The sequence below is a fragment of the Olsenella uli genome, from assembly GCF_901212675.1.
GTDB classification, from domain to species: Bacteria; Actinomycetota; Coriobacteriia; order Coriobacteriales; family Atopobiaceae; genus Parolsenella; species Parolsenella uli_B.
Genome location: NZ_CAAKOQ010000041.1, coordinates 14,609 through 40,991, shown reverse-complemented (window position 1 = coordinate 40,991; position 26,383 = coordinate 14,609). Strand labels below are relative to the sequence as shown.

The 26,383-nt window shown below is 66.5% G+C and carries 23 protein-coding genes and 2 tRNA genes; 19 read left to right on the top strand and 6 right to left on the bottom strand.

Annotated features, from left to right (window positions below):
• Positions 1-188: 188 nt before the first annotated feature.
• From EFAMC1_RS06410 to EFAMC1_RS06395, 4 genes are all read right to left on the bottom strand, one after another.
• Entirely contained in the window at positions 189-1,028 is an 840-nt protein-coding gene (locus EFAMC1_RS06410; protein WP_154053479.1) for a YjjW family glycine radical enzyme activase, read from the bottom strand.
• 144 nt (positions 1,029-1,172) lie between these two features.
• Positions 1,173-2,678 carry a YjjI family glycine radical enzyme gene (locus tag EFAMC1_RS06405; RefSeq protein ID WP_154053478.1) on the bottom strand — a complete coding sequence of 502 codons (1,506 nt, stop codon included), beginning with the start codon at positions 2,676-2,678 and terminating at the stop codon, positions 1,173-1,175.
• Between the two features lie 136 nt (positions 2,679-2,814).
• Positions 2,815-3,744 carry a pseudouridine-5'-phosphate glycosidase gene (locus tag EFAMC1_RS06400; protein ID WP_154053477.1) on the bottom strand — a complete coding sequence of 310 codons (930 nt, stop codon included), beginning with the start codon at positions 3,742-3,744 and terminating at the stop codon, positions 2,815-2,817.
• A gap of 114 nt (positions 3,745-3,858) precedes the next feature.
• Complete coding sequence (locus tag EFAMC1_RS06395; protein ID WP_154053476.1) at positions 3,859-4,998, bottom strand: PfkB family carbohydrate kinase; 1,140 nt, start codon at positions 4,996-4,998, stop codon at positions 3,859-3,861.
• Between the two features lie 1,301 nt (positions 4,999-6,299).
• Between EFAMC1_RS06395 and EFAMC1_RS06390 the strand changes: the two genes are divergently transcribed.
• The 13 genes from EFAMC1_RS06390 (at position 6,300) to nagB (ending at position 18,812) form a co-directional block, all read left to right on the top strand.
• Entirely contained in the window at positions 6,300-7,511 is a 1,212-nt protein-coding gene (locus EFAMC1_RS06390) for a phosphopentomutase (RefSeq protein WP_154053475.1), read from the top strand.
• Positions 7,512-7,514: 3 nt separating this feature from the next.
• Complete coding sequence (gene deoD, locus EFAMC1_RS06385; RefSeq protein ID WP_154053474.1) at positions 7,515-8,234, top strand: purine-nucleoside phosphorylase; 720 nt, start codon at positions 7,515-7,517, stop codon at positions 8,232-8,234.
• Between the two features lie 108 nt (positions 8,235-8,342).
• Positions 8,343-9,419, top strand: a complete 1,077-nt coding sequence (locus EFAMC1_RS06380) for a BMP family protein (protein ID WP_154053473.1) — start codon at positions 8,343-8,345, stop codon at positions 9,417-9,419.
• Positions 9,420-9,509: 90 nt separating this feature from the next.
• Positions 9,510-11,039 (top strand): ABC transporter ATP-binding protein, encoded by a 1,530-nt coding sequence (locus EFAMC1_RS06375; protein ID WP_154053472.1) that lies wholly within the window; start codon positions 9,510-9,512, stop codon positions 11,037-11,039.
• Positions 11,036-12,217, top strand: coding sequence for an ABC transporter permease (locus tag EFAMC1_RS06370; protein WP_154053471.1), 1,182 nt, complete (start codon positions 11,036-11,038; stop codon positions 12,215-12,217). Before EFAMC1_RS06375 ends, EFAMC1_RS06370 begins: the two co-directional genes overlap by 4 nt.
• Positions 12,207-13,127, top strand: a complete 921-nt coding sequence (locus EFAMC1_RS06365; RefSeq protein ID WP_154053470.1) for an ABC transporter permease — start codon at positions 12,207-12,209, stop codon at positions 13,125-13,127. The genes EFAMC1_RS06370 and EFAMC1_RS06365 overlap by 11 nt, the downstream gene beginning before the upstream one ends.
• A gap of 8 nt (positions 13,128-13,135) precedes the next feature.
• The gene (locus EFAMC1_RS06360) at positions 13,136-13,636 is read left to right on the top strand and encodes a cytidine deaminase (RefSeq protein WP_154053469.1); all 501 of its coding nucleotides are present in this window, start codon (positions 13,136-13,138) and stop codon (positions 13,634-13,636) included.
• Between the two features lie 113 nt (positions 13,637-13,749).
• A complete protein-coding gene (locus tag EFAMC1_RS06355; protein ID WP_187324586.1) occupies positions 13,750-15,075 on the top strand; it encodes a pyrimidine-nucleoside phosphorylase in 1,326 nt (441 codons plus the stop codon).
• A 111-nt stretch (positions 15,076-15,186) separates the two neighbouring features.
• Positions 15,187-15,261 (top strand) — tRNA-Val (locus tag EFAMC1_RS06350).
• A 113-nt stretch (positions 15,262-15,374) separates the two neighbouring features.
• Positions 15,375-16,349: a glutamate racemase gene (gene murI / locus EFAMC1_RS06345; RefSeq protein ID WP_154053468.1), complete on the top strand. Its 975-nt coding sequence runs from the start codon at positions 15,375-15,377 to the stop codon at positions 16,347-16,349.
• Between the two features lie 15 nt (positions 16,350-16,364).
• The gene (rph, locus tag EFAMC1_RS06340; RefSeq protein ID WP_154053467.1) at positions 16,365-17,105 is read left to right on the top strand and encodes a ribonuclease PH; all 741 of its coding nucleotides are present in this window, start codon (positions 16,365-16,367) and stop codon (positions 17,103-17,105) included.
• A 120-nt stretch (positions 17,106-17,225) separates the two neighbouring features.
• Positions 17,226-17,852 (top strand): RdgB/HAM1 family non-canonical purine NTP pyrophosphatase, encoded by a 627-nt coding sequence (gene rdgB, locus EFAMC1_RS06335; RefSeq protein ID WP_154053466.1) that lies wholly within the window; start codon positions 17,226-17,228, stop codon positions 17,850-17,852.
• Between the two features lie 222 nt (positions 17,853-18,074).
• Complete coding sequence (gene nagB / locus EFAMC1_RS06330; RefSeq protein WP_154053465.1) at positions 18,075-18,812, top strand: glucosamine-6-phosphate deaminase; 738 nt, start codon at positions 18,075-18,077, stop codon at positions 18,810-18,812.
• Positions 18,813-18,942: 130 nt separating this feature from the next.
• Here nagB and EFAMC1_RS06325 read toward each other — a convergent pair whose 3' ends face one another.
• Positions 18,943-20,298 carry an ATP-binding protein gene (locus EFAMC1_RS06325; RefSeq protein ID WP_154053464.1) on the bottom strand — a complete coding sequence of 452 codons (1,356 nt, stop codon included), beginning with the start codon at positions 20,296-20,298 and terminating at the stop codon, positions 18,943-18,945.
• Positions 20,299-20,645: 347 nt separating this feature from the next.
• Between EFAMC1_RS06325 and EFAMC1_RS06320 the strand changes: the two genes are divergently transcribed.
• From EFAMC1_RS06320 to EFAMC1_RS06310, 3 genes are all read left to right on the top strand, one after another.
• Positions 20,646-20,945 carry a Veg family protein gene (locus EFAMC1_RS06320; RefSeq protein WP_154053463.1) on the top strand — a complete coding sequence of 100 codons (300 nt, stop codon included), beginning with the start codon at positions 20,646-20,648 and terminating at the stop codon, positions 20,943-20,945.
• Between the two features lie 8 nt (positions 20,946-20,953).
• On the top strand, positions 20,954-21,841 hold the full coding sequence (locus EFAMC1_RS06315; RefSeq protein WP_154053462.1) for a 4-(cytidine 5'-diphospho)-2-C-methyl-D-erythritol kinase: 888 nt from the start codon (positions 20,954-20,956) through the stop codon (positions 21,839-21,841).
• 105 nt (positions 21,842-21,946) lie between these two features.
• Positions 21,947-22,023 (top strand) — tRNA-Pro (locus EFAMC1_RS06310).
• Positions 22,024-22,142: 119 nt separating this feature from the next.
• Here EFAMC1_RS06310 and EFAMC1_RS06305 read toward each other — a convergent pair.
• Positions 22,143-22,976, bottom strand: a complete 834-nt coding sequence (locus tag EFAMC1_RS06305) for a spermidine synthase (RefSeq protein ID WP_154053461.1) — start codon at positions 22,974-22,976, stop codon at positions 22,143-22,145.
• 227 nt (positions 22,977-23,203) lie between these two features.
• On the opposite strand from EFAMC1_RS06305, the gene tatA reads away from it, so the two are divergent.
• The 3 genes from tatA (at position 23,204) to lysS (ending at position 26,278) form a co-directional block, all read left to right on the top strand.
• Positions 23,204-23,551: a twin-arginine translocase TatA/TatE family subunit gene (tatA, locus tag EFAMC1_RS06300; protein WP_154053460.1), complete on the top strand. Its 348-nt coding sequence runs from the start codon at positions 23,204-23,206 to the stop codon at positions 23,549-23,551.
• Positions 23,552-23,663: 112 nt separating this feature from the next.
• Positions 23,664-24,140: a transcription elongation factor GreA gene (greA, locus tag EFAMC1_RS06295; RefSeq protein ID WP_154053459.1), complete on the top strand. Its 477-nt coding sequence runs from the start codon at positions 23,664-23,666 to the stop codon at positions 24,138-24,140.
• 167 nt (positions 24,141-24,307) lie between these two features.
• A complete protein-coding gene (lysS, locus tag EFAMC1_RS06290) occupies positions 24,308-26,278 on the top strand; it encodes a lysine--tRNA ligase (RefSeq protein ID WP_154053458.1) in 1,971 nt (656 codons plus the stop codon).
• The last annotated feature ends 105 nt before the right edge of the window (positions 26,279-26,383 follow it).

Genomic DNA, 26,383 nt, shown 5'->3' with positions numbered 1-26,383 from the left:
AGGGCTGCGGGCTGCGGGCTGGCGGTTGTTCGCTCCGGATGGCGCCTTGCGGTCGCCCGACGATGCCTCGTGGGCTATCGGCTGTCACCTGCGGCCGATCACTCCGTTGCAACGCACCTCGCACGTGGCTGCCCAACGCCATTCGGGTCGTAGCCTGAGGCCTTGCAAGCCATCAACAGCCTCATTGGCTACGAGACGACGACCTCGCCAAAGCCAAGGCCTCGGGCCTCGCGCTCGATGGAAGCCATGCGCTCGTCCGTGGGCGAGGGGGCGTTCGCCATCTCGCCGCGCACGCCAAAGTGCCTGAAGCGCATGAGACGCAGTCGCGTGGAGCCCACGCGACTGCCCACGGTGGCCGCGATGCCGCGCACGGCGTCCTCCGGGTCGTTCCAGCCATCCGTCACGATGACGCGCGCCTCGGCAAGCTTGCCGGCCTCGCTGAGCTGGGCGAGGTTCTTGCGCACCATCACCCCGTCGGTGCCGGTGAGCCGCACGAACCAGTCGTCGTCCCAGGCCTTCACGTCAAGCATCACGCCGTCGGCAAGCGAGAGCAGCTCCTCGTGCTGGGCGAAGTCGATGGTGCCGTTCGAGTCGATGAGGCAACCCAGGCCCACACCCTTGCAAAGGGCAAACAGCTCGCGCAGGAACTCCGGGTAGAGCATGCACTCGCCGCCCGAAGTGGTGACGCCGCGGATGAAGGGCATGAAGCCGCGTACCTCGGCATACAGTTCCTCGGCGCTGAGGTGGCGGATGCGCGGGCTCGAGCGGTGGCGGCACGTCCCGATGCACGTGTCGCACGCGCAGCAGGCGTCCGCGTCCCAGGTCACCGCCCCGGCGTCGATGGCGAGCGCGTGCGCCGGACACGCCCGGACGCACTCGCCACAAGCTACGCAAAGCCGCTGCGTCTCGGGGTTATGGCAGTAGGCGCAGCGGATGTTGCACCCCTGCAAGAAGATGGAGCACCGCGCACCCGGCCCGTCCACCAAGGAGAACGGAATGACATTGTTCACCGGCACATGCGCAGACATCCAAGGAACTCCCAACAAGAAAAAAGAGAAGCCCAGCCTCGTAACCGCGTCAGGCGGGCGGGGCGTACGGGCCCAGCGAGTTCTCCGCACCAAGCGGAGCTGTCTGAGCTGGGAGTACGCCCTGCCCGCCCTTCTGACGACGACCTACAGGCGCACCGTCCGGTCGCCGAGGTCGTTCGCCCGCCAGTTGCCCTCGCCGTCATGCGACGTGTCGGCCAGCACCACCTCGCCGCGCGCGTACTTCTCGATCTCGGAGCGCTTCACGAGGAAGCCCGTGATGCGCACCAGGTCGGAGTCGGACGAGTAGAACGAGAGGTACTTGTCGCCGATGGCGAACGCCGCCTTGATGACGTCGAGGATGGCGTCGGGATTCCCCTCGGCCGTGGGCTCGACGGGGAAGATGTCGGAGACGCCGGCGTTGAAGTACTTGTGCAGGCTCGCGGCCTGGCGGATGTGGTCGTAGAAGACCTTGGGCTCGTCGCCCACCTTGATGCGCACGCCCGGTGTGACGCCCATCTGGTCGCCGAAGCCGGCCTGCGCGTGCAGGGTGAAGCGCCCGACCGCGGCCTCGGAGTACACCGCGTCAAAGCCGTTGACCAGGTCGTAGACCTTCGCGCAGATGCGGTCGGCCAGGGCGTTGGCCTCGGGGTCGGTGCCGTAGGCGCGCCCGTTGTGCAGGTTCAGCAGGGTGGCCACGCACTCGCTCATGCCGGCAAGGCCGAACATGGCCACGAAGCGGTCGCGGTGCACGAGGCCGTCGGTGACGAGCCAATCCGTGTCGAAGAACCCGGACTCCTCGACCTCGAACCTGATGCGCTGGTTGATGTAGTTGCACAGCTCGAGCGTCGCCTCGGGCAGGACGTTGTCCATGAAGTCGTCGACGCTCGTCGCAAGCTTGGCCATGCCGGGCAGCAGCAGGCGGTCGAGGCAATAGGCGCCGCCACCGTAGGGCAGCACGTTATAGCAGCTCACGACCTGGTAGTCGCCCTCGTAGGTGTGCTTGTGGATGGCGTGGTTGGCAAACGCGGGGTTGGCGCACCTCATAGCGCAGCGGATGGCCTTGCGTGCGTAGTCATCGGGGGTCACGCCCGCCTCGTACTTCATCGTGAAGTTGGGCACGGCGTTCTGGACCTCGGCCTCGACCTCGAGCAACAGGTTGCCGGCGCGGGTCTCCTCCGGGCCGATGTTGGCGTGGCAGTAGCCGGAGGCCACCGTGCGGTCGATGTAGGTGAGGAAGCGCGTGAGCTTGGCCTTTGCCTCCTCGTCGGAGACGCCCGCGAGGAAGGGGTCGATCATGCGGTCGAGCTGACCCACCGAGACCGGGCGGCTCGTGACCGACGGCACGTTGTCGTAGACCATCGCAAGGCCCCAGAGCAGGTCGTCGAGGTCCTTGGGGGCATCGAGCTTGAGGAACTTGGAGCCGTTCTCGACGAAGCGCTCGTAGTCGGGCAGGATGTAGCGCGGCCGGTAGGGCGCGTTGCCCTCGCTCATGTCGTCGAGTGCGTGGTTCTCGAAGAAGTAGTCGAAGCGCTTGGTGGTCTTGATGGGACTCACGCTGTTCTCGGCACTCTGGGCCAGGTGCAGCTTCTTCTGCTTGTAGGTGAGCTTCCTCGAGGTGACGATGCTCGTCACGTCTTCGGGCGTGGCCATGGGCTACTCCTTCTCTCTCGTGCCATGCGGCAGGTTCGACTCAAGCTCGTGCCTGAGCTCCGCGTCGAGCCGCCCCAGGCCCGCACGGTCGATGACGATGCCGCAACCGGCGCGGCGGGTGCCGGCCGTCCCTCGGCTAGTCCTCGATGTTGCGCAGGGCCACGGCGGTCTTGGCGCTCAGGCGCACGTTGTTGAAGACGAGCTCGATGTTGGACTCGAGCGAGTCGCCGCCGGTGATCTCGGCCACCTTGGCAAGCAGGAACGGCGTGGTCTCCTTGCCGTGGATGCCCTTCTCGTTGGCCTCGGCGATGGCCTCGTCGATGGCCTTGTCGATCACGGCCTTGTCCATCGAATACTGCTCGGGGATGGGGTTGCCCACGAGCACGCCGCCACGCAGGCCCATCTCGCGCTTGGCGTGGAAGATCTTGGCGAGGTCCTCGGGCGAGTCGACCTCGTAGTCGACGCCAAAGCCGGAGTGGCGCGTGTAGAACGCGGGCAGCTCGGAGGTCTGGTAGCCCAGCACGGGCACGCCGTGGGTCTCGAGGTACTCGAGGGTGAGGCCCAGGTCGAGGATGGACTTGGCGCCGGCGCAGATGACCATGACCGGCGTGTTGGCGAGCTCCTCGAGGTCGGCGGAGATGTCCATGGTCTTCTCGGCACCGCGGTGCACGCCGCCGATGCCGCCCGTGGCGAAGACCTCGATGCCGGCCATGTGGGCGATGATCATCGTGGTGGTCACGGTCGTGGCGCCGTCCATGCCGCGCGCGCACACCACGGCGAGGTCGCGACGGGACACCTTGGTGACGTCGTGGCCCTTCTTGCCAAGGTAGTCGATCTCGTCCTTGGAGAGGCCCGCGCGCAGACGCCCACCGATGACGGCGATAGTGGCCGGCGTGGCGCCGTTCTCGCGGATGATCTGCTCGACCTTGAGGGCCGTCTCGACGTTCTGCGGGTAGGGCATGCCGTGCGAGATGATCGTGGACTCGAGGGCGACGACGGGTTTGCCGGCGTCGAGGGCCTCCTTGACCTCGGGGGCGATGTCGAGGTACTTGTTGAGCTCCTTCATGTGTGTCCTTTCGTGTCGTGCTGTCCTTGACGTACGGGCGCGCGCCAGCGTGCGACGCGCGAGTGGAACCTGGTTTGGTGGGCGCCGGGGCAGCTGGCCGGGGCGCCCGGCTGCCTACGAGGCCGCGGCCGCCATGGGCGTGGCGGGGGAGGGCAACGTGGTCGCCGCATCTGCCTGCGCCATGCGCTTGCGGACGGCGTCGGCGCAGATGTTGGTGTTGATGGTCGCCGGCGACTCTACGCAGATCGACGAGGTGGCGAGCCCCGCGAGCCCCTGGCCCTCGAGGTCCTCGCCGCCGAGGAAGGCCCAGGCGATGGCGGCCATCATGGAGTCGCCCGCGCCGGTGGCGTTGGTCACCTGGCTCCTGATGATGGGGAGGAGCTCGGCGCGCTCGTGGTTGGCGCAGTAGAGCCCGCGCGCGTCGAGCGAGATGAAGACCTGCTTAAGGCCCGTGTCGAGCAGGGCCTTGGCGGCTCGCCCGAGCGACGCCTCGTCGGTGATGGGGACGCCCGAGAGCACCTCGGCCTCGAGGCGGTTGGGCTTCAGGGTGTGGAGCTTTCCCACGATGCCGTCGAGCTTGGTGGCCTTGACGGTGGAGACCGGGTCGCAGAAGAGCGGCACGGAGACGTTGTCGGCAAGCCAGCGCAGGCTCTCGGCGGGGATGTTGGTGTCCACCACGCAGAGGGCCGCGTTCTCGATGATGTCGAGCTTGCGCTCGAGGTGGGCGGGGAGCAGCTGGTCGTAGATGGCCATGTCGGAGATGGCGAGCTCCATGTCGCCGTCCTCGTTCATGATGAAGAGGTAGGTGGACGTGGTGGCACCCGGGATCACGAGCGAGCCGCGCGCGTCGATGCCGGCGTTCCGGCAGCCGTCCATGAGCTCGCGGGCGTGTGCGTCGTCGCCAAAGGCCGAGATGAGCTTCACGTCGCACCCGAGCAGGGCCATGTTGTGGGCGATGTTTCGCCCGGCGCCGCCTGCGGAGAGACGCACCGTGCCCGGGTTGGAGTCGTGGGCCACGAGCGGCTCGGAGGGCTTGCCGGCGATGTCCATGTTGGCACCGCCCACCACCACCGCGTAGGGCGACTCGGACAGGACGTACTGGCGGCCCAGGATGGCCCCCTTCCGGATGAGGTTGGAGATGTGGACCGCCACCGAGGAGCGCGAGATGTTCGCCCGCTCCGCGATCTCCTTCTGGCTGATGGAGGGGTCCTCGCGAATCCACTCGAGGATTTGGCGTTCGCGCTCGGTGACCATCCTGCCTCCGTTCCGGCTGTGCCCTGGGCCCGCGGGTCTGTCCTGGTCCCTTGTCGGGGTCTGTCGTCTGGTGTGCGTGCTGGGTTGGGTGACCGGTCATTGTGGCTGGCCCGATGCCCGGCTTTCGCGGTCGGGGTCTGGTCTTCGTGCCTGACGGCCCCGCGCCCCAGCCTCCGCGTCGAAACGACATCAACAAAGATTTAGAACCATAATCATTTCTTTACTACAGGCATTATACGAGGGGAGTGGGGCGGCGTAAAGCACTCTCTGGAGAAAGGGTGAATTCGCAGGTAAACGGCAGTGAAGGCATGCGGTTGTGCCCGCGTCCGCTTCGATAAACCCCTCGCCCGTGATTAGCCCCTCGCCCGTGATAAGCCCCTCGCCCGTGCGCGATTCGGTTGCGTGCGTGTTTCGGCTGATTGCCGCCGAGCAGCCGACACCCATCACAGACCCCAACACCCCGAACGTAGCGTTTTCGGACAAGGCGCTCTCCGCCAACTGCGGTTTTGCAAGGCCGCCTGTCCAAAAACGCTACGCTCGGTAGGGGCCGGGCCCCCGAGGATGCGCGACTGTAGCAGTTTCGGACAAGAGGTCTTCAACCAACTGGAGTTTTGCGGGTCTGCTTGTCCGAAAAAGCTACGTTCGGCAGAAGGGTGAGGTCCATAATCCCATGAATGTGTGACTGTAGCGTTTTTGGACAAGCGGCTTTCTGCCAACTGGGGTTTTGTGACGTCACGTGTCCGAAAACGCTACGTTCAATGAGGAGTGATCCGTGGTTGTGACGGCTGCGGGCATGCGTGTGCTCGCATGATGGGTGGCGTGTTTCGGATGGGTGCGCTTCGCATGCGCGTGCGAGCTTGCGGGAACGACATTGGATGATGTTGAGCGCGAGGTTAAGGTGCGCTTCGCATGCGCGTGCGGGGCCGCGGGGCGGGCCGGGCGCATCGGCCGTGCGCCCAGATGCGGAGCACGCGCCTGCCGGGCACCTTCCCAAACGCACGCCGGCACGCCGTGCATGGCGCGCGCTCGCATTATCAACAGAAGTTGAAAGGCCGCATACCATTCGCGGGATTCTCGCCACCGCTCGCGGGGGCCAACGATATGCTGCCTGTTCGTTACGTCTTGGATGCAATAGTGTCTTCAGAATGGAAATATCGGGACAGTCGGCTAAACTTTTCTTAAGAACGCAAGGCGACCAGCAAGCCAGTGCCGCAATCCCACCCACCCTACGCTGCAGCGTTGCGGAACCCGGGCCAACCGGCACTGGCGGACACGTACGCCCCAGGAAGGAGCGGCTCCACATGAGCGAGTCCTCGCGAACCAACCGACGGGTCTTCCTCGTCGTGCTCGATAGCTTCGGCATCGGCTCCGAGCCGGACTGGCCGGACTTCGACGACGAGCCAAGCAACACCCTGTGCGCCTGCGCCACGAGCGGGTACCTCGACATCCCCAACCTGACGCGCCTCGGCCTGCTCAACATCGACGGCGCGCTCGAGAGCCCCTATGACGTCGACCTCGCCCCCGTCGCGCACCCGGAGGGCGCCTTCGCCCGTCTGCGCGAGAAGTCGGCCGGCAAGGACACCACCGTGGGCCACTGGGAGATGGCGGGCGTCATCTCGCCCAAGCGCTTCCCCACCTACCCCAACGGCTTCCCGCCCGAGGTCATCGAGGAGTTCGAGCGCCAGACCGGGCGCGGTGTGCTCTGCAACAGGCCCTACTCGGGCACCGAGGTCATCAAGGCCTATGGCGAGGAGCAGCTCAAGACCGGCGACCTCATCGTCTACACCTCGGCCGACAGCGTGTTCCAGATCGCCGCCCACGAGGACCTCGTGCCCGTGGAGCAGCTCTACGAGTACTGCCGCATCGCCCGCAAGATCCTCACCGGCGACCACGGTGTGGCCCGCGTCATTGCGCGCCCCTTCGTGGGCACCGATGCGAGTAACTTCAAGCGCACCCCGCGCCGCCACGACTTCTCGCTCGAGCCTACCGGCACCACCATGCTCGACCAGCTCAAGGAGCACGGCTACGACGTGCTGTCCGTGGGCAAGATCTACGACATCTTCGCCCACCGCGGCATGACCGACTACGTCTTCACCTCCGGCAACCCCGAGGGCATCGACAAGACCATCGAGCGCACCGCGCGCGACTTCCACGGTCTGTGCTTCACCAACCTGGTGGACACCGACATGGTCTACGGCCACCGCAACGACGCCGTGGGCTACGCCAGGGCCATCTCCTACTTCGACAGCAAGCTTCCAGAGCTGCTGGCCGGCCTTCGCGAGGACGACCTGCTCATGATCAGTGCCGACCACGGCTGCGACCCCGTGACCCCCTCCACCGACCACTCGCGCGAGTACGTGCCCTGGGTCATCGCGGGCCCGCGCGTCAAGGCCGGCACCAACCTGGGCACCCGTCCCACCTTCGCCGACATCTCGGCGACCATCCTCGACTACCTGAGCGCGCCCGCGCTCGGCGTCGGCACCTCACACCTTGACGAGATCCTGGAGGCCTAGGCCATGGCAGCGACTCCCACTCCCCACAACCAGGCGACCGAGGGCCAGATCGCCAAGACCGTCCTCATGCCCGGCGACCCGCTGCGCGCCAAGTACGTGGCTGACACCTACCTCGAGGACGTCACCTGCTTCAACCAGGTGCGCAACATGCTGGGCTTCACGGGCACCTACAAGGGCAAGCCCGTCTCGGTCATGGGCTCGGGCATGGGAGTGCCGTCCATCGGCATCTACTCCTACGAGCTCTTCAACTTCTACGACGTGAACAACATCATTCGCATCGGCACGGCCGGCGGCCTCGCGCCCGACGTCCGGCTGCGCGACCTTGTGATCGGTATGGGCGCCTGCACCGACTCCAACTTTGCCGCGCAGTTCCGCATGCCGGGCACGCTGGCCCCCATCGCCGACTTTGGCCTCCTGCGCAAGGCCGTCGAGTCCGCCGAGCGCCTGGGCTACGACTACAAGGTTGGCAACGTGCTGTCCTCGGACGTCTTCTACAACGACGACGAGACGGTCAACGAGCGCTGGGCGTCGATGGGCGTGCTCGCGGTGGAGATGGAGTCCGTGGCGCTCTACCTCAACGCCATCCGCGCGCGCAAGCACGCGCTGTGCCTGCTCACCGTGTCGGACCTGCCGCTCTCGGGCGAGGGACTACCGGCCGAGGACCGACAGACGTCGTTCACCCAAATGATGGAGGTCGCCCTGGAGGTCGCGGTGTCATCATAGGCATGTGCACGAGGCGGGCCGTGCGGCCCGTTTGATAAGGGGGCGGAAGTCCGCCTCGAGGGTGGCCCGGTGCGGAAGGCCGGGTCGCAAGGGAAAGGAAGCGTACCAATGAAGAGCAACATCTCCCGTCGTGGCTTCATCAAGGGCATGGGTGCCCTGGCAGCGGTTGCCGGCCTCGGCCTCGTGGGCTGCGGTGGCGGCGGCAACTCGGGCGGCGACGCCGCTGCCACCTCGGGCTCCGCGTCCGGCGCCAGCTACAAGATCGAGATGGTCACCGACACCGGCGGCGTCAACGATCAGTCGTTCAACCAGAGCGCGTGGGAGGGTCTGCAGAAGCTCCAGTCCGACAACGGCTGGGACGTCAGCTACATGGAGTCCAAGCAGGAGAGCGACTACGCCACCAACCTCGACAAGGCGGTCGACGACGGCTCCAACCTGATCTGGGGCATCGGCTTTGCCATGGCCGAGGCCGTGGGCAACTGCGCCAAGTCCAACCCGGACGTCCAGTTCGCCATCATCGACAATGCCAACCCCACCGGCGCCGCCAACATCACCGGCGTGACGTTCCGCGCGCAGGAGCCGTCCTTCATGGTGGGCTACATCGCGGCCCGCTTCAGCAAGACGGGCAAGGTCGGCTTCGTGGGCGGTATCTCGTCTGACGTCATCGACCAGTTCGAGTTTGGCTACAAGGCCGGCGTCCAGTACGCCAACTCCGAGAAGGGCCTGAACGTCGAGGTCCAGAGCCAGTACGCCGAGTCCTTCTCCGACTCCGCCAAGGGCAAGTCCATCGCCCAGAAGATGTTCTCCGACGGCTGCGACGTGGTCTTCCACGCGGCCGGCGGCGTGGGCACGGGCGTCATCCAGGCCGCCAAGGACGCCGGCAAGTACGCCATCGGCGTCGACCGCGACCAGGCCTACCTCGCTCCCGAAAACGTGATCACCTCCGCGCTCAAGCGCGTCAACACCGCCGTCATCGACGTCTCCACGCAGCTCCAGAGCGGCAAGATCGAGGGTGGCACCAACGTGAGCCTGGGCGCCACGGAGGACTGCGTGGGCATTCCCGAGGAGCACAGCATCATGGGCGACGAGATCTACAACGACGCCATCGCCCTTGAGGACAAGATCAAGAGCGGCGAGATCAAGCCGCCCGCCAACGAGAGCGACCTGGCTTCCTTCAAGGCGTAGGCTCGGAAGCCGGCAAGCACATATTCCCACTACGTCGGGGGACGCTCCCAGGGGCGTCCCCCGACACATGCTAAGAGAGGGAGGTGGCACATGGAGGTCAGTTCCGACTACGCGGTCCAGATGCACGGCATCACCAAGGTGTTCGGCACGTTTCGGGCGCTCGACGGCGTCAACCTCGACGTGAGGAAGCAGTCCATCCATGCCATCCTGGGCGAGAACGGCGCGGGCAAGAGCACGCTCATGAACGTGCTCTACGGCCTGTACCAGGCGGACGAGGGTGACATCTTCCTCAACGGCGAGAAGGTGGACATCCAGAGCCCGACCGATGCCATCACGCACGGCATCGGCATGGTGCACCAGCACTTCATGCTTGTGGAGAACTTCACCGTCACCGAGAACATCGTGCTGGGCGACGAGGTGTGCGGCGCCCCCGGCATCCTCGATCCCAAGGCGGCGCGCGCCAAGGTGGCCCAGATCGCGGACGAGTACGGCTTCGACATCGACCTCGACGCCAAGATCGAGGACATCTCCGTGGGCATGCAGCAGCGCGTCGAGATCCTCAAGGTGCTCTACCGCGGCGCCGACACGCTGATCCTTGACGAGCCCACGGCCGTGCTCACCCCGCAGGAGATCGACAAGCTCATCGAGATCATGCATGACCTCGTGAACAAGGGCAAGACGATCATCATCATCACCCACAAGCTCAAGGAGATCATGAGCTCGGCCGACGAGTGCACGATCATCCGCCGCGGCGTCTACATGGGCACGGTCGACGTGGCGAGTTCGAGCGAGGAGGAGCTCGCCTCCAAGATGGTGGGACGCCACGTGAGCTTCAAGGTCGACAAGAAGCCCGCCACCCCCGGCGACGTGGTGCTGGCCGTGCATGGCCTGCACGTCAAGGACGAGCGCGGCATCGAGCAGGTCAAGGGGCTTGACCTCGAGGTCCGCTCGGGCGAGATCGTGGGCATCGCGGGCATCGACGGCAATGGCCAGACCGAGCTCGCCTATGCCATCGACGGCCTGGCCAAGGCCGAGTCGGGCACCATCTCCATCAAGGGCGCCGAGGTCCAGAACACCTCGATCAAGAACGTGCTCGACCACTCGGTGGCCACCATCCCGTCCGACCGTCATCGCTGGGGCATGGTGCTGCCGTTCACGGTCGCCGAGAACATGGTGCTCGACATCCACGACGAGGCGCGCTTCGGCACGGGCATCCGCCTCGACTACCAGGCCATGACCAAGTACACGCAGGACCTCATCAAGGAGTACGACATCCGCCCGGACAACTGCGAGAACATCCACGCGGGCGACCTGTCGGGTGGCAACCAGCAGAAGGCCATCATCGCGCGCGAGGTCTCGCGCGAGCCCGACCTGCTCATCGCCATCCAGCCCACCCGCGGCCTCGACGTGGGCGCCATCGAGTTCGTGCACAAGTCGCTCGTGCGCGAGCGCGACCGCGGCGCCGCGATTCTGCTCATCTCGCTCGAGCTCGACGAGGTCATGAGCGTGTCCGACCGCATCGAGGTCATCTCGGAGGGCAAGATCGTGGGCTCCTTCAAGCAGGGCGAGGTTGACGAGCAGCAGATTGGCCTGCTCATGGCGGGAGGTGGTAGCAGATGAGTCCGGTAGCAAAGATCTTGAAGAAGCCGATCGCCTCGGCCGTCATCGCCATACTCTTTGGCTTCTGCGTGGCCGCCGTCATCCTGGCCAGCGCCGGCTACGACCCGATCGGCTCGTTCGCGGCGCTGTTCAACGGCGCCTTCGGCAAGCCCAAGTACATCTCGAACGTCATCATCAAGGCGACGCCGCTTCTGCTCACGGGCAGCGCAGTGGCCTTCGCCTACAAGGCGGGCCTCTTCAACATCGGCGGCGAGGGCCAGTACATCGCCGGTACCGTCCTTGCCGTGGTGGTGGGCTCGCAGATCAACCTGCCTGCCCCGCTGCAGATTCCCATCGTCATCTTGGTGGGCATGCTGGGTGGCGCCGTGCTGGGCGGCCTCGTGGGCTGGCTCAAGGCGCGCTTCGGCATCCATGAGGTCATCACCAGCATCATGTTCAACTGGATCGCCCTCTACCTCAACAACTTCGTGGTGCAGACCGACCTCTTCCACAAGGCCAACTCCACGGCCACCATCCCGGTGAACGACTCGAGCTTCACGATGTTGCTGCCCAACTGGAAGGTCTCCAAGGAGGGCATGAACGCGCTCGCGGGCATCCCCTGGTTCAGGGAGATGCTGGTCAAGACCGACATGAACGTGGGCATCATCGTCGCCATCGTCGCGGCCGTCTTCATCTGGTGGCTGCTCACGCGCACTAAGGTGGGCTACGAGATCCGCGCCGTGGGTCTCAACAAGGACGCGGCCCAGTTCGCCGGCATCAGCGTCGAGAAGAACGTCGTGCTCTGCATGGTCATCTCGGGCGCGCTCTGCGGCCTTGCCGGCGCCCTTACCATCACGGGTACCTCGCCGCACTCCATCTCCACGCTGGCCGCCTTCGAGAACAACGGCTTCAACGGCCTGTCGGTTGCCTTCATCGCGGGCTGCTCGCCCATCGGCTGCATCCCGGCGTCGTTCCTGTTCGCCGGCCTCATCTACGGCGGCCAGTCGGTCCAGCAGGTTATGGGCGCCCCCACCGAGATCATCAACATCATGATTGGCACCATCGTGTTCTTCATGGCGCTGGGCGGTATCGTGCCCATGCTGGCCGAGCGCATCGAGCGCAAGCGCAAGCTCCAGGCCGAGGAGGCCGCCAAGGCCGCCGCGGCTTCCGCCGGAAAGGAGGATGACGATGCTCAATAGCCTCATCATGCTCGTCGCCATCACCCTCACGTACTCCACGCCGCTCGTCTTCGGCGCGCTGGGAGGCGTCATCTCCGAGCGCTCGGGCGTCACCAACATCGGCATCGAGGGTATGATGACCGTGGGCGCCTTCGCGGGCGTGGCGGGCAGCTGGGTCACGGGCAACCCCTGGCTGGGCTTCCTGTTCGCCGGCGTGTGTGGCGCGCTCGTGGCGCTGCTGCACGCCCTGGCCTCCGTCACCTTCGCCGCCGACCAGACGGTCTCCGGCGTGGCCATCAACCTCCTGGCTCCCGGCATCGCGCTCTTCGCCTGTCGCAACATGTTCGAGGGCGCCGCGATGTCGCAGCCGGTCACCACGCTGCCGCGCATCTTTGGCGCCACCGGCCTCGCCGGCACGCCGTTCGCGAACCTCAACGTCGACATCACGGTCATCCTGGCGCTCGTCGCCACGGTGATCCTGTGGTTCGTGCTGTACCGCACCAAGTGGGGCCTGCGCATCCGCGCCGTGGGCGAGCACCCCGCCGCAGCCGATACGCTCGGCATCAACGTCTACCGCACCCGTTACGCCTGCGTGCTGGTCTCCGGCCTGCTCGCCGGCTTTGGCGGCGCCTCGGTGACGCTCGCCATCGTGTCGCAGTTCACGCAGACCTCCATCGCCGGCCAGGGCTTCATCGCCCTTGCCGCGGTGATCTTCGGCAAGTGGAAGCCCGTGGGAACCTACGGCGCCTGCATGCTCTTCGGCTTCACGCAGGCGCTCGTGATCATGCTGGGTGGCGGCAGCTTCCCCATCCCGTCGCAGATCCTCTCGATGCTGCCCTACGTCATCACCATTCTCACGCTCATCCTGTTCGTGGGAAGCTCCGTGGCGCCCAAGGCCGACGGCGTGCCCTACGTCAAGGGAAGCAGGTAGGAGGCGCCATGGCAAGGACGGCAGAGGACGCGGCCGAGACGACCGGGGCCGCACGGCCCGCAGACGAGCGGGCGCTCGTGGCCGCGGCCATCGAGGCCCGCGAGGGCGCCTACGTGCCCTACTCGCACTTTGCGGTGGGCGCGGCGCTGCTCGACGCCTCGGGCAGGGTGTGGCACGGCTGCAACATCGAGAACGCGGCCTACACGCCCAGCAACTGCGCCGAGCGCACGGCCTTCTTCAAGGCCGTGAGCGAGGGCGTGCGTGACTTCGTGGCCATCGCCGTGGTGGGCGGCCCGGAAGGCAGGCCCGTGAGTGAGTGGTGCGCGCCCTGCGGCGTGTGCCGCCAGGTCATGCGCGAGCTCTGCGACCCGGACACCTTCCAGGTGGTGCTGGGGCGCACGGGCAGCGAGTGGAGGACCTACCTCCTGCGCGACATTCTGCCGATGGGCTTTGGCCCGGAGGACCTGGGCAGGCCAGCCCCCAAGGCCGCCTGCGGGCACAGCCACTAGGCATCAGCACGAGGGAATGCGGGCCGCCTTGCGGGGCGGCCCGTCTCGTATATGCGGCTGGAGCCCGGCAGGCCCCGGGCGCCAGTCGCCCCCAGCGCGAGAAAGGCGCAACCATGCGGATGTACGACATCATCGAGAAGAAGCGCGACGGCGGCACGCTCACCGACGAGGAGATCAGCTTCTTCATCAAGGGCTACGTGGACGGCACCGTTCCCGACTACCAGGCGTCGGCCCTTCTCATGGCCATCTTCTACGAGGGCATGAACGCCCACGAGACGGCGACGCTCACCATGGACATGGCCCACTCGGGCGACATGGTCGACCTCTCGGCCATCAAGGGCGTCAAGGTGGACAAGCACTCCACCGGCGGCGTGGGCGACAAGACCACGCTCGTGCTGGCGCCCATCGTGGCGTCGCTGGGCGTGCCGGTGGCCAAGATGAGCGGCCGCGGCCTAGGTCACACGGGCGGTACGCTCGACAAGCTCGAGTCGATTCCGGGGCTCACGGTCGACATCGACATGCAGCGGTTCTTCGACATCGTGAACACCGTGGGCTGTGCGGTCATCGGCCAGACGGGCAACCTCGTACCGGCCGACAAGAAGCTCTACGCCCTGCGCGACGTCACGGCCACCGTCGACTCCATCCCGCTCATTGCCTCGAGCATCATGAGCAAGAAGATCGCGGCCGGTGCCGACAAGATCCTGCTCGACGTGAAGTGCGGCAGCGGCGCCTTCATGAAGACGCCCGAGGACGCCATCAGGCTCGCGGAGTGCATGGTGGAGCTGGGCGAGGAGGTGGGTCGCACCACCGTGGCCCTCATCACCGACATGGGCCGGCCCCTGGGCAACGCCATCGGCAACGCGCTCGAGGTTCAGGAGGCGTGCGACACGCTCAAGGGCACGGCGCCCGAGGACGTCACCGAGACCTGCGTGGAGCTCGCGGCCAACATGCTCTACCTCGCCGGGCGGGGAACGCTCGAGGAGTGCCGCGTGGCGGCCCGGGGCCAGATAGCCAACGGCGAGGGCCTCGCCAAGCTGCGCGAGATGGTCGCGGCCCAGGGCGGCGACGCCCGCGCGCTCGACGACTACTCCCTCTTTGCGCAGCCGGCGTGCTCGCGCGAGGTGCGCGCCACCAAGGCGGGCTACGTCTTTGCGATGAACACCGAGCGCTGCGGCATCGCGAGCGTGGCCCTGGGCGCCGGCCGCGCCACCAAGGAGGACAGCATCGACATGGCGGCGGGCATCGCGCTCGCGGCCAAGACGGGCTCCCACCTCGAGCCCGGCGACCTCGTGGCCACGCTCTATGCCGCCACTGAGGACAGGCTCGACGAGGGCGAGCGCATCCTGCGCGGCGCCTACGACATCAGCGACGAGGCCCCGGCCCCCATCCCGCATTTCTTCGCCCGCGTCTCGCGCGACGGCGTGGAGCGCCTCGGGTAGGGCGTCCGGCGTTTGTCGCGTCCGGGCGGCGACGCTTCCCGGGCAGGCCGGCCCCGCGGCGCCGCGGGTGGGTGGCATCACTTTCTCATGTGATAAGATTCCCATGCTCGCGGGCGATTGGCGCAGTGGTAGCGCAGGGGCTTTACACGCCTAAGGTCGGGGGTTCGAATCCCTCATCGCCCACCAATGCCATCACGGGCCGGAGCGCGTCTCCGGCCCTTCTCATGGCGCTCCCGCACGGGGCGGGCGCGCAGGGGATCGGGCGCGGCACTTCCGCGCCGCAACGGAGGCGGAGACACATGTCATCGAACGTGCCAACAGACGGCTTCGACCCAACCGCCGCCGTCCTCCCGTCCGCCTCCGAGGGCATCGACCCCATCAGCAGCAAGCCCATCGGCATCTTCGACTCCGGCCTGGGCGGCCTCACGGTCGCGCGCGCCATCGCGCGCCGCCTGCCCGCCGAGCCCATCTACTACGTGGGCGACACCAAGCGCTGCCCCTATGGCCCGCGCCCCCAGGCCGAGGTGCGCCTCTTTGTGCGCCAGGTGGGCCGCTGGCTCGAGAGCCACGACGTCAAGCTCGTGGTCATCGCCTGCAACACGGCCACGGCGGCCGGCCTCGACGTCATCCAGAAGGCCCTCAAGGTGCCGGTCATCGGTGTCATCGAGCCGGGTGCGCGCGCCGCGATCCAAGCCACGCGCACCCGCAGGGTGGGCGTGCTCGCCACGGCGGGCACCGTGGCGTCGGGCGCCTACGAGCGCGCCATCCACAACCTCGACGCGGGCGTCCAGGTGTCGCAGAGCGCGGCCGGCAGCTTCGTCGACTACGTGGAGCGCGAGCTTGCGAGCGGGGCGCACCTGCACGAGGACTGGATGGCCAACAAGGGCGTCTTCGACACGTCCGAGGTGCGCGAGCTGGCATGCGCCAACGTGGCGCCGCTTCTGGGCAAGGGCGTCGACACGGTGGTCCTGGGCTGCACACACTTCCCGCTGCTCGCCCACGAGATCGGCGAGGCGCTGGGCCCGGGCGTGCGCACGGTGAGCTCGGCCGAGGAGTGCGCGCGCGAGGTGAGCGAGATCTTGGCCCGCAGGGGAGAGCTCGCGGACCCCGAGGCGCCGGACCTGGGAGCCGGCGGCGAGCCCAAGTACCGCTTCGCCACCACCTCGGACGACATCACGTCGTTTGCCGTCGCGGGCAAGTTCATCTTTGGCCACCCGCTCGACTCGATCGAGCACATAGAGCTCGAGACCCTCGAGGCCCTGGCCGACGAGTAGGAAGGCAGGAGCCATATGGCAGACATCGAGATTCCGGAGCGCCGTCCCGCCGGCCGCGCGGCGGACCAGATGCGCAAGGTCACCCTCACGCGCGACGTCATGAAGAACGCGCACGGGTCGTGCCTGGCCGAGTTTGGCGACACGCGCGTCATGTGCACGGCGACCGTCGAGGAGGGCGTGCCCGCCTGGCGCCGCGCCACGCGCAAGGGCTGGGTGACGGCCGAGTACGCGATGCTACCCGCCTCCACCTCCACGCGCACCAAGCGCGAGTACAAGGGGCGCAAGGGCCGCTCCATGGAGATCGAGCGCCTTGTGGGACGGAGCCTGCGCGCCGTGTGCGACCTCGACCACCTGGGCGAGTTCACCGTCACGGTCGACTGCGACGTAATCCAGGCCGACGGCGGCACCCGCACGGCCAGCGTCACGGGCGGCTGGGTGGCCCTGCACGACGCGCTCATGCGCTTCGTGGAGCTTGGCAAGATGAGGCGCCTGCCGCTCACCGGCCAGGTGGCGGCCATCTCGGCCGGCATCGTGGGCGGCGTCCCCCTGCTCGACCTCGACTATCCCGAGGACAGCCACGCCGACGTGGACCTCAACCTCGTGGGGACGGGCGAGGGCGGCATCGTGGAGGTCCAGGGAACCGGCGAGCGCTCCACGCTCTCCCGCGGCCAGCTCGACGAGCTGCTCGACATGGGCGAGGCCGCCATCAAGCGGCTCTGCGCGCTCCAGGACGAGGTCACGGGCTTCTCGGCGTAAGTCCGGGCCGCTTGGCGGGCATGCGTGTCGTTGTGTCTCGCTCGCCCGGCGTCCGCCTCGCCCAAGCCGTCCGCCATCCAAACACGACACAAGACAACCCATGCAACGAAGGGAACCGCCATGCCAAAGGTTGACTACAAGACGCTCGACCCCGCGACCACCGTCGTCGTCGCCACGGGCAACGCCCACAAGGTGACCGAGATCGAGGCCATCCTCAAGCCGGTCATGCCCGGCACCACGTTCTACGCCCTGGGCGAGCTGGGAGACTTCCCCGACCCGGTGGAGAACGGCGACACCTTCACCGAGAACGCCATCATCAAGGCGCAGGCTGCCCTCGACGAGACGGGCCTCACGTCCGTCGCGGACGACTCGGGTCTCGTGGTCGACGCGCTCGGCGGCGAGCCGGGCATCATGAGTGCGCGCTGGGCCGGCGTGCACGGTGACGACGCGCGCAACAATGCCAAGATGATGCGCGAGATGGCCGACGTGCCCGAGGACAAGCGCGGTGCGCACTTCCACTCCAGCGTGGTGCTGCTGCGTCCGGACGGTACCATCCTCACCGGCGAGGGCGACTGCCATGGCAAGATCGGCTACGAGCCCGAGGGCACGCACGGCTTTGGCTACGACCCGCTGTTCTGGCCCGACGACACCCCCGGCCGCTCCATGGCCGACCTCGAGCCCGAGGAGAAGAACGCCATCTCGCACCGTTTCCACGCGCTGCAGGACCTCGCCCGCCAGCTCGTGTAAGGGCTTTTCCCGACCACTTCCCGGCACCCCCGGCCGACGCTAGAATGGGGGTGCTCGGGGCGAGGTTCCGGGTCGGCGTGGACGGGCTGGGGCCCCGACACGACGGGACATAACTTTATAGCTGCGCGACCTCGCCCAGGTGGCCGCCACACGTTGGTTGCGGCCGACGCGGGCCGCACGCCGGGGCAAGACGCCTCCGGTGTCTCAGAGAAGGGACGCGCCATGAAGATCATCCACGCCAAGGACTATGCGGACATGAGCCGCAAGGCCGCCAACATCATCTCTGCCCAGGTCATCCTCAAGCCCGACTGCGTGCTGGGCCTTGCCACCGGCACCACGCCCATCGGGGCCTACCACCAGCTCATCGACTGGTACAAGAAGGGCGACGTCGACTTCTCGCAGGTCAAGACCTACAACCTCGACGAGTACCGCGGCCTCACCCACGAGGACCCGCAGAGCTACCACTACTTCATGAACAAGGAGTTCTTCTCCGGCATCAACATCGACCTGGCCAACACGCACGTGCCCGACGGTGCCAATCCCGACGCCGAGGCCGCCTGCAAGGCCTACGACAAGATGGTCGCCGACGCCGGCTATCCCGACCTGCAGCTCCTTGGCATCGGCCGCAACGGCCACATCGGCTTCAACGAGCCGGCCGACGCGTTCTCCAAGGGCACGCACTGCGTCGACCTCACGGAGAGCACCATCGAGGCCAACAGCCGCCTGTTCGAGAAGGAGGAGGACGTGCCGCGCCAGGCCTACACGATGGGCGTGCAGACCATCATGAACGCGCGCATGGTCCTCATGGTCGCCAACGGCAAGAACAAGGCCCAGGCCGTCCATGACATGTGCTTTGGCCCGGTTGCCCCGAGCTGCCCGGCCTCGATCCTGCAGCTGCACGCCAACTGCGTCGTGGTCGCCGACGACGAGGCGCTGTCGCTGTGCGAGGGCCTGTACTAACGAATCCTGCCGAGTCGCTTGGCATATGCGCCCACAAGGGCAATCGGGCGGTCGGAACCTTCGGGTTTCGGCCGCCCGTCTTTTGTGTGTCGAACGAGATGAGTCCGCCGTGTTCGCGCGGCCCTCCCCGTCAAAGCCTGGAGAGGTCGACCTTGAATGGCATGGATGCGGGCAGGCCCTCAGGTTCGAGGAACATGACCATGTAGAGCGGCAGGTACGTGATCTTGCCGTCTTTCTCAACATTGCCCTTGCAAAGCACGACGCCCTCCTCGAGGCCCCATTCCTCCGTGGCCAAGAGGTTGTTGATGGCGGGGTGCCTCTGCCAGTCCGCTCCGGACTTGACCTCGATGGGCAGGCAGGTGCGTCCGGACTGAACGACGAAGTCAACCTCGCCCGTTCGCTTGCCGTTAAAGTAGTGCAGCCAAAACCCATGCGCGACAAGCTCCTGCGCTATCACGTTCTCGGCGATGCTTCCCAGGTTGACGTCGAGGTTGCCCTGCAGGATGTCGAACTGGACGTTTTCGAGGGAGCTTGCGCACAGTAGGCCCACGTCATTGAGGAACAGCTTGAAGAGATTGCGCTTCTCACTGGCGGCAAGCGGAGCGACGGGGGAGGTTACGTTGTAGCAAGGGAGTGCGACGCCCGCGTCCGTGAGCCAAAGGAAACTGCTCTCATAACGATTCTGTCGTGCCGACTTGGCGAGGTCGGCGAGGACGAACCTTCGATTCCTGTCGTCGAGTTGCGAGGGTATGGCGTCAAAGATCGCCCGTACCTTCGTCTTGTCCCTTTCGGCGGCGTATTTGGCAATGTCCTGACGATAGAGGTCGAGGATGTCACGCTGGATCTTCAGGGCCTGGGCGACGTCGCTCGTGTCGACAAAGCGCTGGACCACTTCGGGCATGCCTCCTATGACGACATACGCCAGGAACAGCTGCATCATGGTCGCATGGACGGACTCCGAGACGGGGGTGCGGTCCTCGTAATGCGAGCGCAGGAAGTCTATGGTCTGTGGCTGTACGCCGGCTGCGAGGCAGAACTCCTCGAAGTCCAACGGGTACATGTGTCGCTGCTCTTCAAAGCCGACGGGATAGGAGGGAACCTCCCTGTTGCGTACGCCCAGCAGGGAACCGGTTTCGATGTAGTCGAACCGCCCGTCTTCGACGAGGAACTTAATGGCCGTCCGGGCGCGGGGGCACTCCTGTATCTCATCGAGTAGAACGAGCGTCTCCTTGGGTTTGAGCGGCTGCCTGAGATATGCGGTGAGGTTGGCGACAAGCGTATCCGCGTCGAGCGACCCATCAAAGACGGATGACGCTGCCGGGTCCAAGAGGAAGTTGAGCTCCGCAAAGGAGCCATAGTGCCTTTTGGCAAACTCCCGAACAAGGGTGGTCTTGCCGATCTGACGTGCGCCAGTAAGCATGAGCGCCTTGTGCGAAGGGGCGTCTTTCCAAGCCTCGAGGGCCTTGAGTTCCTTCCGTTGCAGCATATAGGCTCCTACCAGGTATTTGTAACGTTATAGCTGAGTATAAGGCATGTTGCTGCAACGTTTTCTCGTATTCTATGCGACCTGCTGCAACGTTTTCCGAAAGAATTCGGTCATCTCTGCAACGTTTTACGACAGTGCCCGCGCGCAATCGGCGCGCTCGAGGTCGAGCCCCGAGGGCTTGGAATTGGTTGTCATTGTGCATTCCCCTTGCCGGGCCTTGTGGGACGTCTTGCGGCACAGTACGATGTTCGTTCGCATGAATACACGATGGCCGCATTCTGCCCATGTGCACGAGCCTGCCCGGTCGGGTGGGCCCGCATGGCTGCGGTCGGGATAGAGAGCGTGGCATGGAGAACGAAGTTCCGGCAGTCAACAAGGTCGACGAGATTCGCGAGAAGCTCGAAGGCATGCAGGGCGAGCGCATCAAGGTGAAGGCCAACATGGGCCGCTCGCGCATCGTGGAGCGCACGGGTACCCTCGTCCAGGCCCACCCGTCGCTGTTCGTGGTGGAGGTCGACGAGCGCCGCGGTCGCACGGCTCGCCAGAGCTATCAGTACGTTGATGTGCTCACGGGCACCGTCGAGCTCTTCGACAACGAGACGGGCGAGCGCCTCTTCGACTGCGCCCCCGCAGAGCCCCTCGACTAGGCATCTGCGTGGCCGGCGCCTCCTCACGCGTCTCTGGCATCCAGGTGCTCGAGACCCCCTGCAAGGTCAATCTCTACCTCGGCGTTCACTTCGGGCGCGACGCGCGTGGCTACCACCGCGTCGACTCCGTGATGGTGCCCGTCGCCCTCTTTGACACCATCGAGGTCACCGACGCGCCAGCGCTCGAGGTGCGCCACTCGCCGGCGCTCGAGGTGACGCCCGAGGAGACCACCGTATGGCGCGCGGCTACGCTTTTGGCGCGCGAGCTGGGCGTCGAGCCGTGCGTGCGCATCGACGTGCGGGCGTCCATTCCCGAGCGGGCCGGTCTGGGCGGCTCGTCTGCCGATGCGGGCGCCGTGCTGCGGCTTCTCGCGCTGCGCTGGGGCACCGACGTGCTCGACGAGCGCGTGATTGGCGTGGCCCGGCGGGTGGGTGCCGACGTCGCCTTCTTCCTCGACCCCATGCCCGGCCTGTATCGCGGAGCGGGAGACAGGCTCGAGCGCACGTTTCCCGGCTTCGAGGCACCGCTTGCGCTCGTGATGCCCGCGGCGGAGGGTGGCTCCACGCCCGAGGCCTATGCCGAGTTCGACCGCATGGGCGAGGCGCCTGCTGGTTACAAGCGCGTGTGCGAGGCGCTTGCCTTGGGCGACATGCGTGCCATGGCCCGCGAGCTTCGCAACAACCTGGCTCCTGCGGCCTGCTCGCTCTGCGGCGAGGTGGGAAGGGCCGCCGCGTGGCTTGCGAGGCAGGATGGCGTGCTGGGATCGCAGGTCACAGGCTCGGGCGCGTGTTCTTTCGCCCTCTGCGAGAGCGTGGAGGACGCCGACCGCATTGCCGCCGCCGCCCGTTCCCGCGGCTGGCGCTCCTGGTCCACTGTCACACTTTCTTCCGTATGATTTGTCACATGGGCCCGGTTTCGACCGGTCCCATGTGACAAATCATACGGAAGAAAGAAAGTTGTTGGCGTAGGGCGGCAAGTCTGCTATTATTCTCATTCGCTTCGGGTTGTGGCTCAGCTTGGTAGAGCGCTCGGTTCGGGACCGAGAGGTCGCTGGTTCAAATCCAGTCAACCCGACCATGGATGCGAAGAGGCCGTCGGACAAGTTCCGGCGGCCTCTTTTTGTTGCCGTGCGACGTGCTGCCTCGACTTGTGGCGCTTGAGGCGGGCTGCCCGCGAATGAGACGGAACCGCCGACCCTAGCCTTGCCACTCGTGGCCGGCAAGGGGCGTGCAGCCTGCTGCCACGAGGTCGCAATCGCTCGCTACCAGGGTGTTGTTGCCACGATGGCGCGGCTCGTCGGAAAATTCGGGCACGAGCCACACGTGGCCGAACTCTCGCGAGAAGGCCGCCAGCGTCTCGTACATCGGGTGAGACGCCCGCCCCTCCAAGGGAAAGCGCAGCGTGGCGAGGTAGCTGCCCTCCTCTGCCAGGTGCTCGTGCACAAGCCGCGCGCCCTCCTCGGTGGCAAGTGGGCCCAGCGGCCGCGACCCCGTGAACGCCTCGTTCACGATGAGGTCCGCCGGCGCCTTCCGCCCGCGCAGCCACTCCCAGCCGTCCGCGCACACCACGGAGAGCCGCCCGGTCCCAGCCAGCTCGCGCTCCACCCGCGCCAGGCCAAAGCTCTCGCGTGCGATCTCGATGATCTTGGGGTCAACCTCTACGGCGATGACGCGCACGGGCGCCAGGTGCGTGGCCAGCCAGCGCGGGAACGAGAAGCCCCCCCCGCCGATCACCACGGCGTCGCGCAGCCTCGGCAGCTCGGAGACGATGCGTCCCTGCTCGCGCTGGTACTCGCAGGCAAGCTCGTCCTGCAGGTTCCCGGGGATGTAGGCCGCGCTCTGGAACGCCCCGCCCACGTTGAGCATGCGCACGGGCGTGCCGTCGGCGTCGGTGGTGTCGAACAGCAGCGCGAGGCCAAAGCGGGCGCGCGTGACCGTGATGCCACGCCGGCGCAGGATGGCCATGGCCAGGAAGTGCACGCACACGCCAAGGACGGTGAGGGCGACGAGTGCCAGGACGGCTACGGCCATGCGGCTCCTTGGGGATTCGGCAACGATGCGCATCGACATGAGAGCGACGGCGCGGGCGTGGGTATGATGCAGAGGTAGAGATTGCACGGAGGCGGCCGCATCGGGCAAATGTGCCCGATGCGTTTTGGCGCTGGGGCTAGTATACTCATGTGCTTGCACCGGCGCAGAGGCCGCGTACAGACGCAATTGCGAACACGCCCCCTGGGGCCACTGGGAGAGGAACGCACATGATTTTTGGTCTTGGAGCTCCCGAGCTCATCTTCATCCTCATCATCGTCCTGGTCATCTTTGGCCCCAAAAACCTCCCGAAGCTCGGCAAGTCGCTTGGCAAGACGGTCAAGGGCATCCGCGAGGGCATGGACGAGGCCCAGGACGGCGCCAAGGGTGAGGACGCCGAGGCCAAGGACGTCGTGGTCGAGCACAACGACGACGCCGACGTCGAGGACGCCCCCATCGCCGACCCGGACAGCGACGCCGACGCCAGCACCTCCGGCGAAAAGTTCTGCGGCAAGTGCGGCACCGTCAACCCGCCCGAGAACCACTTCTGCAAGAAGTGCGGCGCCAAGCTGGACTAGCGTCACCCGCGCGCCCGCCCCAACCGGCGAGCGCGTCTTCATGACCGGGCTTGGCATCGCGCCGAGGCCGGTCTTCAGGCTATCGATACACTCATGAGGCAGAAAGCGAACCATGGCAGAGACTGAGATTATCCTCACCCCCGAAGGCCGCCAGAAGCTCGTCGACGAGCTTTCCTGGCGCGAGGGCGACCACGAGGCAGAGATCATCGAGCGCATCAAGGTCGCCCGCGACTTTGGCGACCTCTCGGAGAACTCCGAGTACGATGACGCCAAGGAGGAGCAGTCCAAGAACGCCTCCCGTATCGCCGAGATTCGCAAGATCCTCTCCACCGCCAAGATCTCCGAGGCTGCCGGCCACGCGCTCGCCGTTTCCATCGGCTGCACCGTCGAGATCCAGGAGCAGGGCAAGGACAAGAAGGTCGCCTTCACCATCGTGGGCACCACGGAGACCAACTCCCTCGAGCACAAGATCTCCAACGAAAGCCCCGTCGGTGCCGCCCTCATGGGCCACGAGAAGGGCGACGTCGTGGAGGTCACGAGCCCGTCTGGCGCCACGCGCTCCTACGTCATCACCAAGATCTCGCGCTAGGGCGCGAGCGAACCGCACGGTCTGCGCCCCGCCCGCGCCAAGCGCGAGAGGGGCGCTTTTCTTGAGCGTCCCCACGGGCCCGGCCCGTCCCCTCTGACGGCCGCACCGCGAGGGCCCCACCCCGTTTCCAACCCAGCGCGCCGTCCCGGCGCACGAAGGAGCATCCCATGTCCGAGCAGAACATCGCCGCCACGCCCGACGCCGCGGCAGACGAGCGCACCCACCGCCTCGCCCGTCGCCAGGCCCTCATCGACGCGGGTCAGGAGCCCTATCCCGAGCACAGCAACGTGACGACCCACGTCGACGAGCTGCTTGCCCGCTACGAGCAGCTTGCCGAGGGCGACGACCCCGAGGCCACCGTCCACACGGTCGCCGGCCGCATCCGCGCCAAGCGTGGCCAGGGCAAGGTGGCCTTCGTTGTGCTCCAGGACCCCACGGCCACGATGCAGCTCTTCTGCCGCATCGACAACATGGGCGAGGACGGTATGGCCGCCCTGCGTGCGCTCGACCTGGGCGACATCGTGGAGGCCACCGGCACCATGATGCGCACCCGTCGCGGAGAGCTCTCGCTGGCACCCACCAAGGTGCGCCTGCTCTCCAAGTCCATCCGCCCGCTGCCCGAGAAGTTCCACGGCCTCTCGGACAAGGAGACCCGCTACCGCCAGCGCTACGTCGACCTCATCGTCAACGATGACGTGCGCGAGACGTTCCGCAAGCGCTCTGCCATCGTGAGCGAGTTCCGCCGCTACATGGAGGACAACTCCTACATGGAGGTGGAGACGCCGGTTCTCCAGACCATCCAGGGCGGCGCCACGGCCAAGCCCTTCATCACGCACTTCAACGCGCTCGACCAGGAGTGCTTCCTGCGCATCGCCACCGAGCTGCCGCTCAAGCGCCTGCTCGTGGGCGGCTACGAGGCCGTGTTCGAGATCGGCCGCATCTTCAGGAACGAGGGCATGGACCAGACCCACAACCCCGAGTTCACCACGATGGAGGCCTACCGCGCCTACAGCGACCTCGACGGCATGAAGCAGCTGGCCGAGGGCGTCATCAAGGCCGCGAACGCCCGTGTGAACGACTCGGAGCAGATCGAGTACCAGGGCACCACGATCGACCTGTCCGGCACCTGGCCCTCCATCCCCATGACCAAGGTGGTTTCCAACGCCCTGGGCGAGGAGGTCGACCTCGACACCGACATCGAGCACCTGCGCGAGCTCTGCGCTGCCCACAAGATCGAGGTCAAGCCCGAGTGGGGCACCGGCAAGCTCATCGCCGAGCTCTATGACGAGATCGGTGAGCCCTCGCTCGTGAACCCCACGTTCGTGGTGGACTACCCGGTCGAGGTGTCGCCGCTCGCCAAGCGCTTCGAGGACGACCCACGCCTCACGCACCGCTTCGAGCTGGTCATCGCCGGCCACGAGTACGCCAACGCCTTCTCCGAGCTCAACGACCCTGTCGACCAGGCCGACCGCTTCCACGCCGAGATCGCCGAGCGCGACGCCGGCGACGACGAGGCCATGCAGTTCGACGCCGACTACGTGCGCGCGCTCGAGTACGGCATGCCGCCGGCGGGTGGCATCGGCATCGGCATCGACCGCGTGGTGATGCTGCTCACCAACCAGGCGTCCATCCGCGACGTGCTGCTGTTCCCGCACATGAAGCCCGAGCGCGGCCAGGTCTCCGGCGCCGCCGAGGCGAAGGCCGCCGAGGCCGCGGCCACGGGTGCCGCCACGGGCGTGCTCCAGCCCAAGCTGCCCACGATCGACTACAGCAAGGTGCACGTGGAGCCACAGCTCGCCGACCTCGTGGACTTCGACACCTTCTGCAAGAGTGACTTCCGCGTGGTCAAGGTGCTCGACTGCGTGGCCGTGCCCAAGAGCAAGAAGCTGCTGCAGTTCACGCTCGACGACGGCACGGGCTCCGATCGCACGATCCTCTCGGGCATCCACGCCTACTACGAGCCCGAGGACCTCGTGGGCAAGACGCTCGTGGCCATCGTGAACCTGCCGCCGCGCAAGATGATGGGCATTGCCAGCTGCGGCATGCTCATCAGCGCCGTGCACGAGGAGGGCGAGGACGAGCGCCTCAACCTGCTCATGGTCGACGACCGCATCCCCGCCGGCGCCAAGCTCTGCTAGTTACGCGGTGTCGCGTAATTCCTACCTTGGAGAGGGGTATCCTGCAAGGAAAGCCCGCTCCGCGCGATGACGCAGGAAGCATGGCGGGCCCTCCGGGGTCCGCCA

Coding starts and splice junctions, on each gene's coding strand:
- EFAMC1_RS06380 (WP_154053473.1), top strand. CDS start 8,343: ATGAAGAGCAACATCTCCCGTCGTGGCTTCATCAAGGGCATGGGTGCC.
- EFAMC1_RS06325 (WP_154053464.1), bottom strand. CDS start 20,298: ATGCTGCAACGGAAGGAACTCAAGGCCCTCGAGGCTTGGAAAGACGCC.
- EFAMC1_RS06365 (WP_154053470.1), top strand. CDS start 12,207: ATGCTCAATAGCCTCATCATGCTCGTCGCCATCACCCTCACGTACTCC.
- EFAMC1_RS06355 (WP_187324586.1), top strand. CDS start 13,750: ATGCGGATGTACGACATCATCGAGAAGAAGCGCGACGGCGGCACGCTC.
- EFAMC1_RS06375 (WP_154053472.1), top strand. CDS start 9,510: ATGGAGGTCAGTTCCGACTACGCGGTCCAGATGCACGGCATCACCAAG.
- tatA (WP_154053460.1), top strand. CDS start 23,204: ATGATTTTTGGTCTTGGAGCTCCCGAGCTCATCTTCATCCTCATCATC.
- EFAMC1_RS06405 (WP_154053478.1), bottom strand. CDS start 2,678: ATGGCCACGCCCGAAGACGTGACGAGCATCGTCACCTCGAGGAAGCTC.
- EFAMC1_RS06360 (WP_154053469.1), top strand. CDS start 13,136: ATGGCAAGGACGGCAGAGGACGCGGCCGAGACGACCGGGGCCGCACGG.
- EFAMC1_RS06320 (WP_154053463.1), top strand. CDS start 20,646: ATGGAGAACGAAGTTCCGGCAGTCAACAAGGTCGACGAGATTCGCGAG.
- rdgB (WP_154053466.1), top strand. CDS start 17,226: ATGCCAAAGGTTGACTACAAGACGCTCGACCCCGCGACCACCGTCGTC.
- nagB (WP_154053465.1), top strand. CDS start 18,075: ATGAAGATCATCCACGCCAAGGACTATGCGGACATGAGCCGCAAGGCC.
- EFAMC1_RS06390 (WP_154053475.1), top strand. CDS start 6,300: ATGAGCGAGTCCTCGCGAACCAACCGACGGGTCTTCCTCGTCGTGCTC.
- lysS (WP_154053458.1), top strand. CDS start 24,308: ATGTCCGAGCAGAACATCGCCGCCACGCCCGACGCCGCGGCAGACGAG.
- greA (WP_154053459.1), top strand. CDS start 23,664: ATGGCAGAGACTGAGATTATCCTCACCCCCGAAGGCCGCCAGAAGCTC.
- EFAMC1_RS06400 (WP_154053477.1), bottom strand. CDS start 3,744: ATGAAGGAGCTCAACAAGTACCTCGACATCGCCCCCGAGGTCAAGGAG.
- deoD (WP_154053474.1), top strand. CDS start 7,515: ATGGCAGCGACTCCCACTCCCCACAACCAGGCGACCGAGGGCCAGATC.
- rph (WP_154053467.1), top strand. CDS start 16,365: ATGGCAGACATCGAGATTCCGGAGCGCCGTCCCGCCGGCCGCGCGGCG.
- EFAMC1_RS06395 (WP_154053476.1), bottom strand. CDS start 4,998: ATGGTCACCGAGCGCGAACGCCAAATCCTCGAGTGGATTCGCGAGGAC.
- EFAMC1_RS06410 (WP_154053479.1), bottom strand. CDS start 1,028: ATGTCTGCGCATGTGCCGGTGAACAATGTCATTCCGTTCTCCTTGGTG.
- murI (WP_154053468.1), top strand. CDS start 15,375: ATGTCATCGAACGTGCCAACAGACGGCTTCGACCCAACCGCCGCCGTC.
- EFAMC1_RS06370 (WP_154053471.1), top strand. CDS start 11,036: ATGAGTCCGGTAGCAAAGATCTTGAAGAAGCCGATCGCCTCGGCCGTC.
- EFAMC1_RS06305 (WP_154053461.1), bottom strand. CDS start 22,976: ATGGCCGTAGCCGTCCTGGCACTCGTCGCCCTCACCGTCCTTGGCGTG.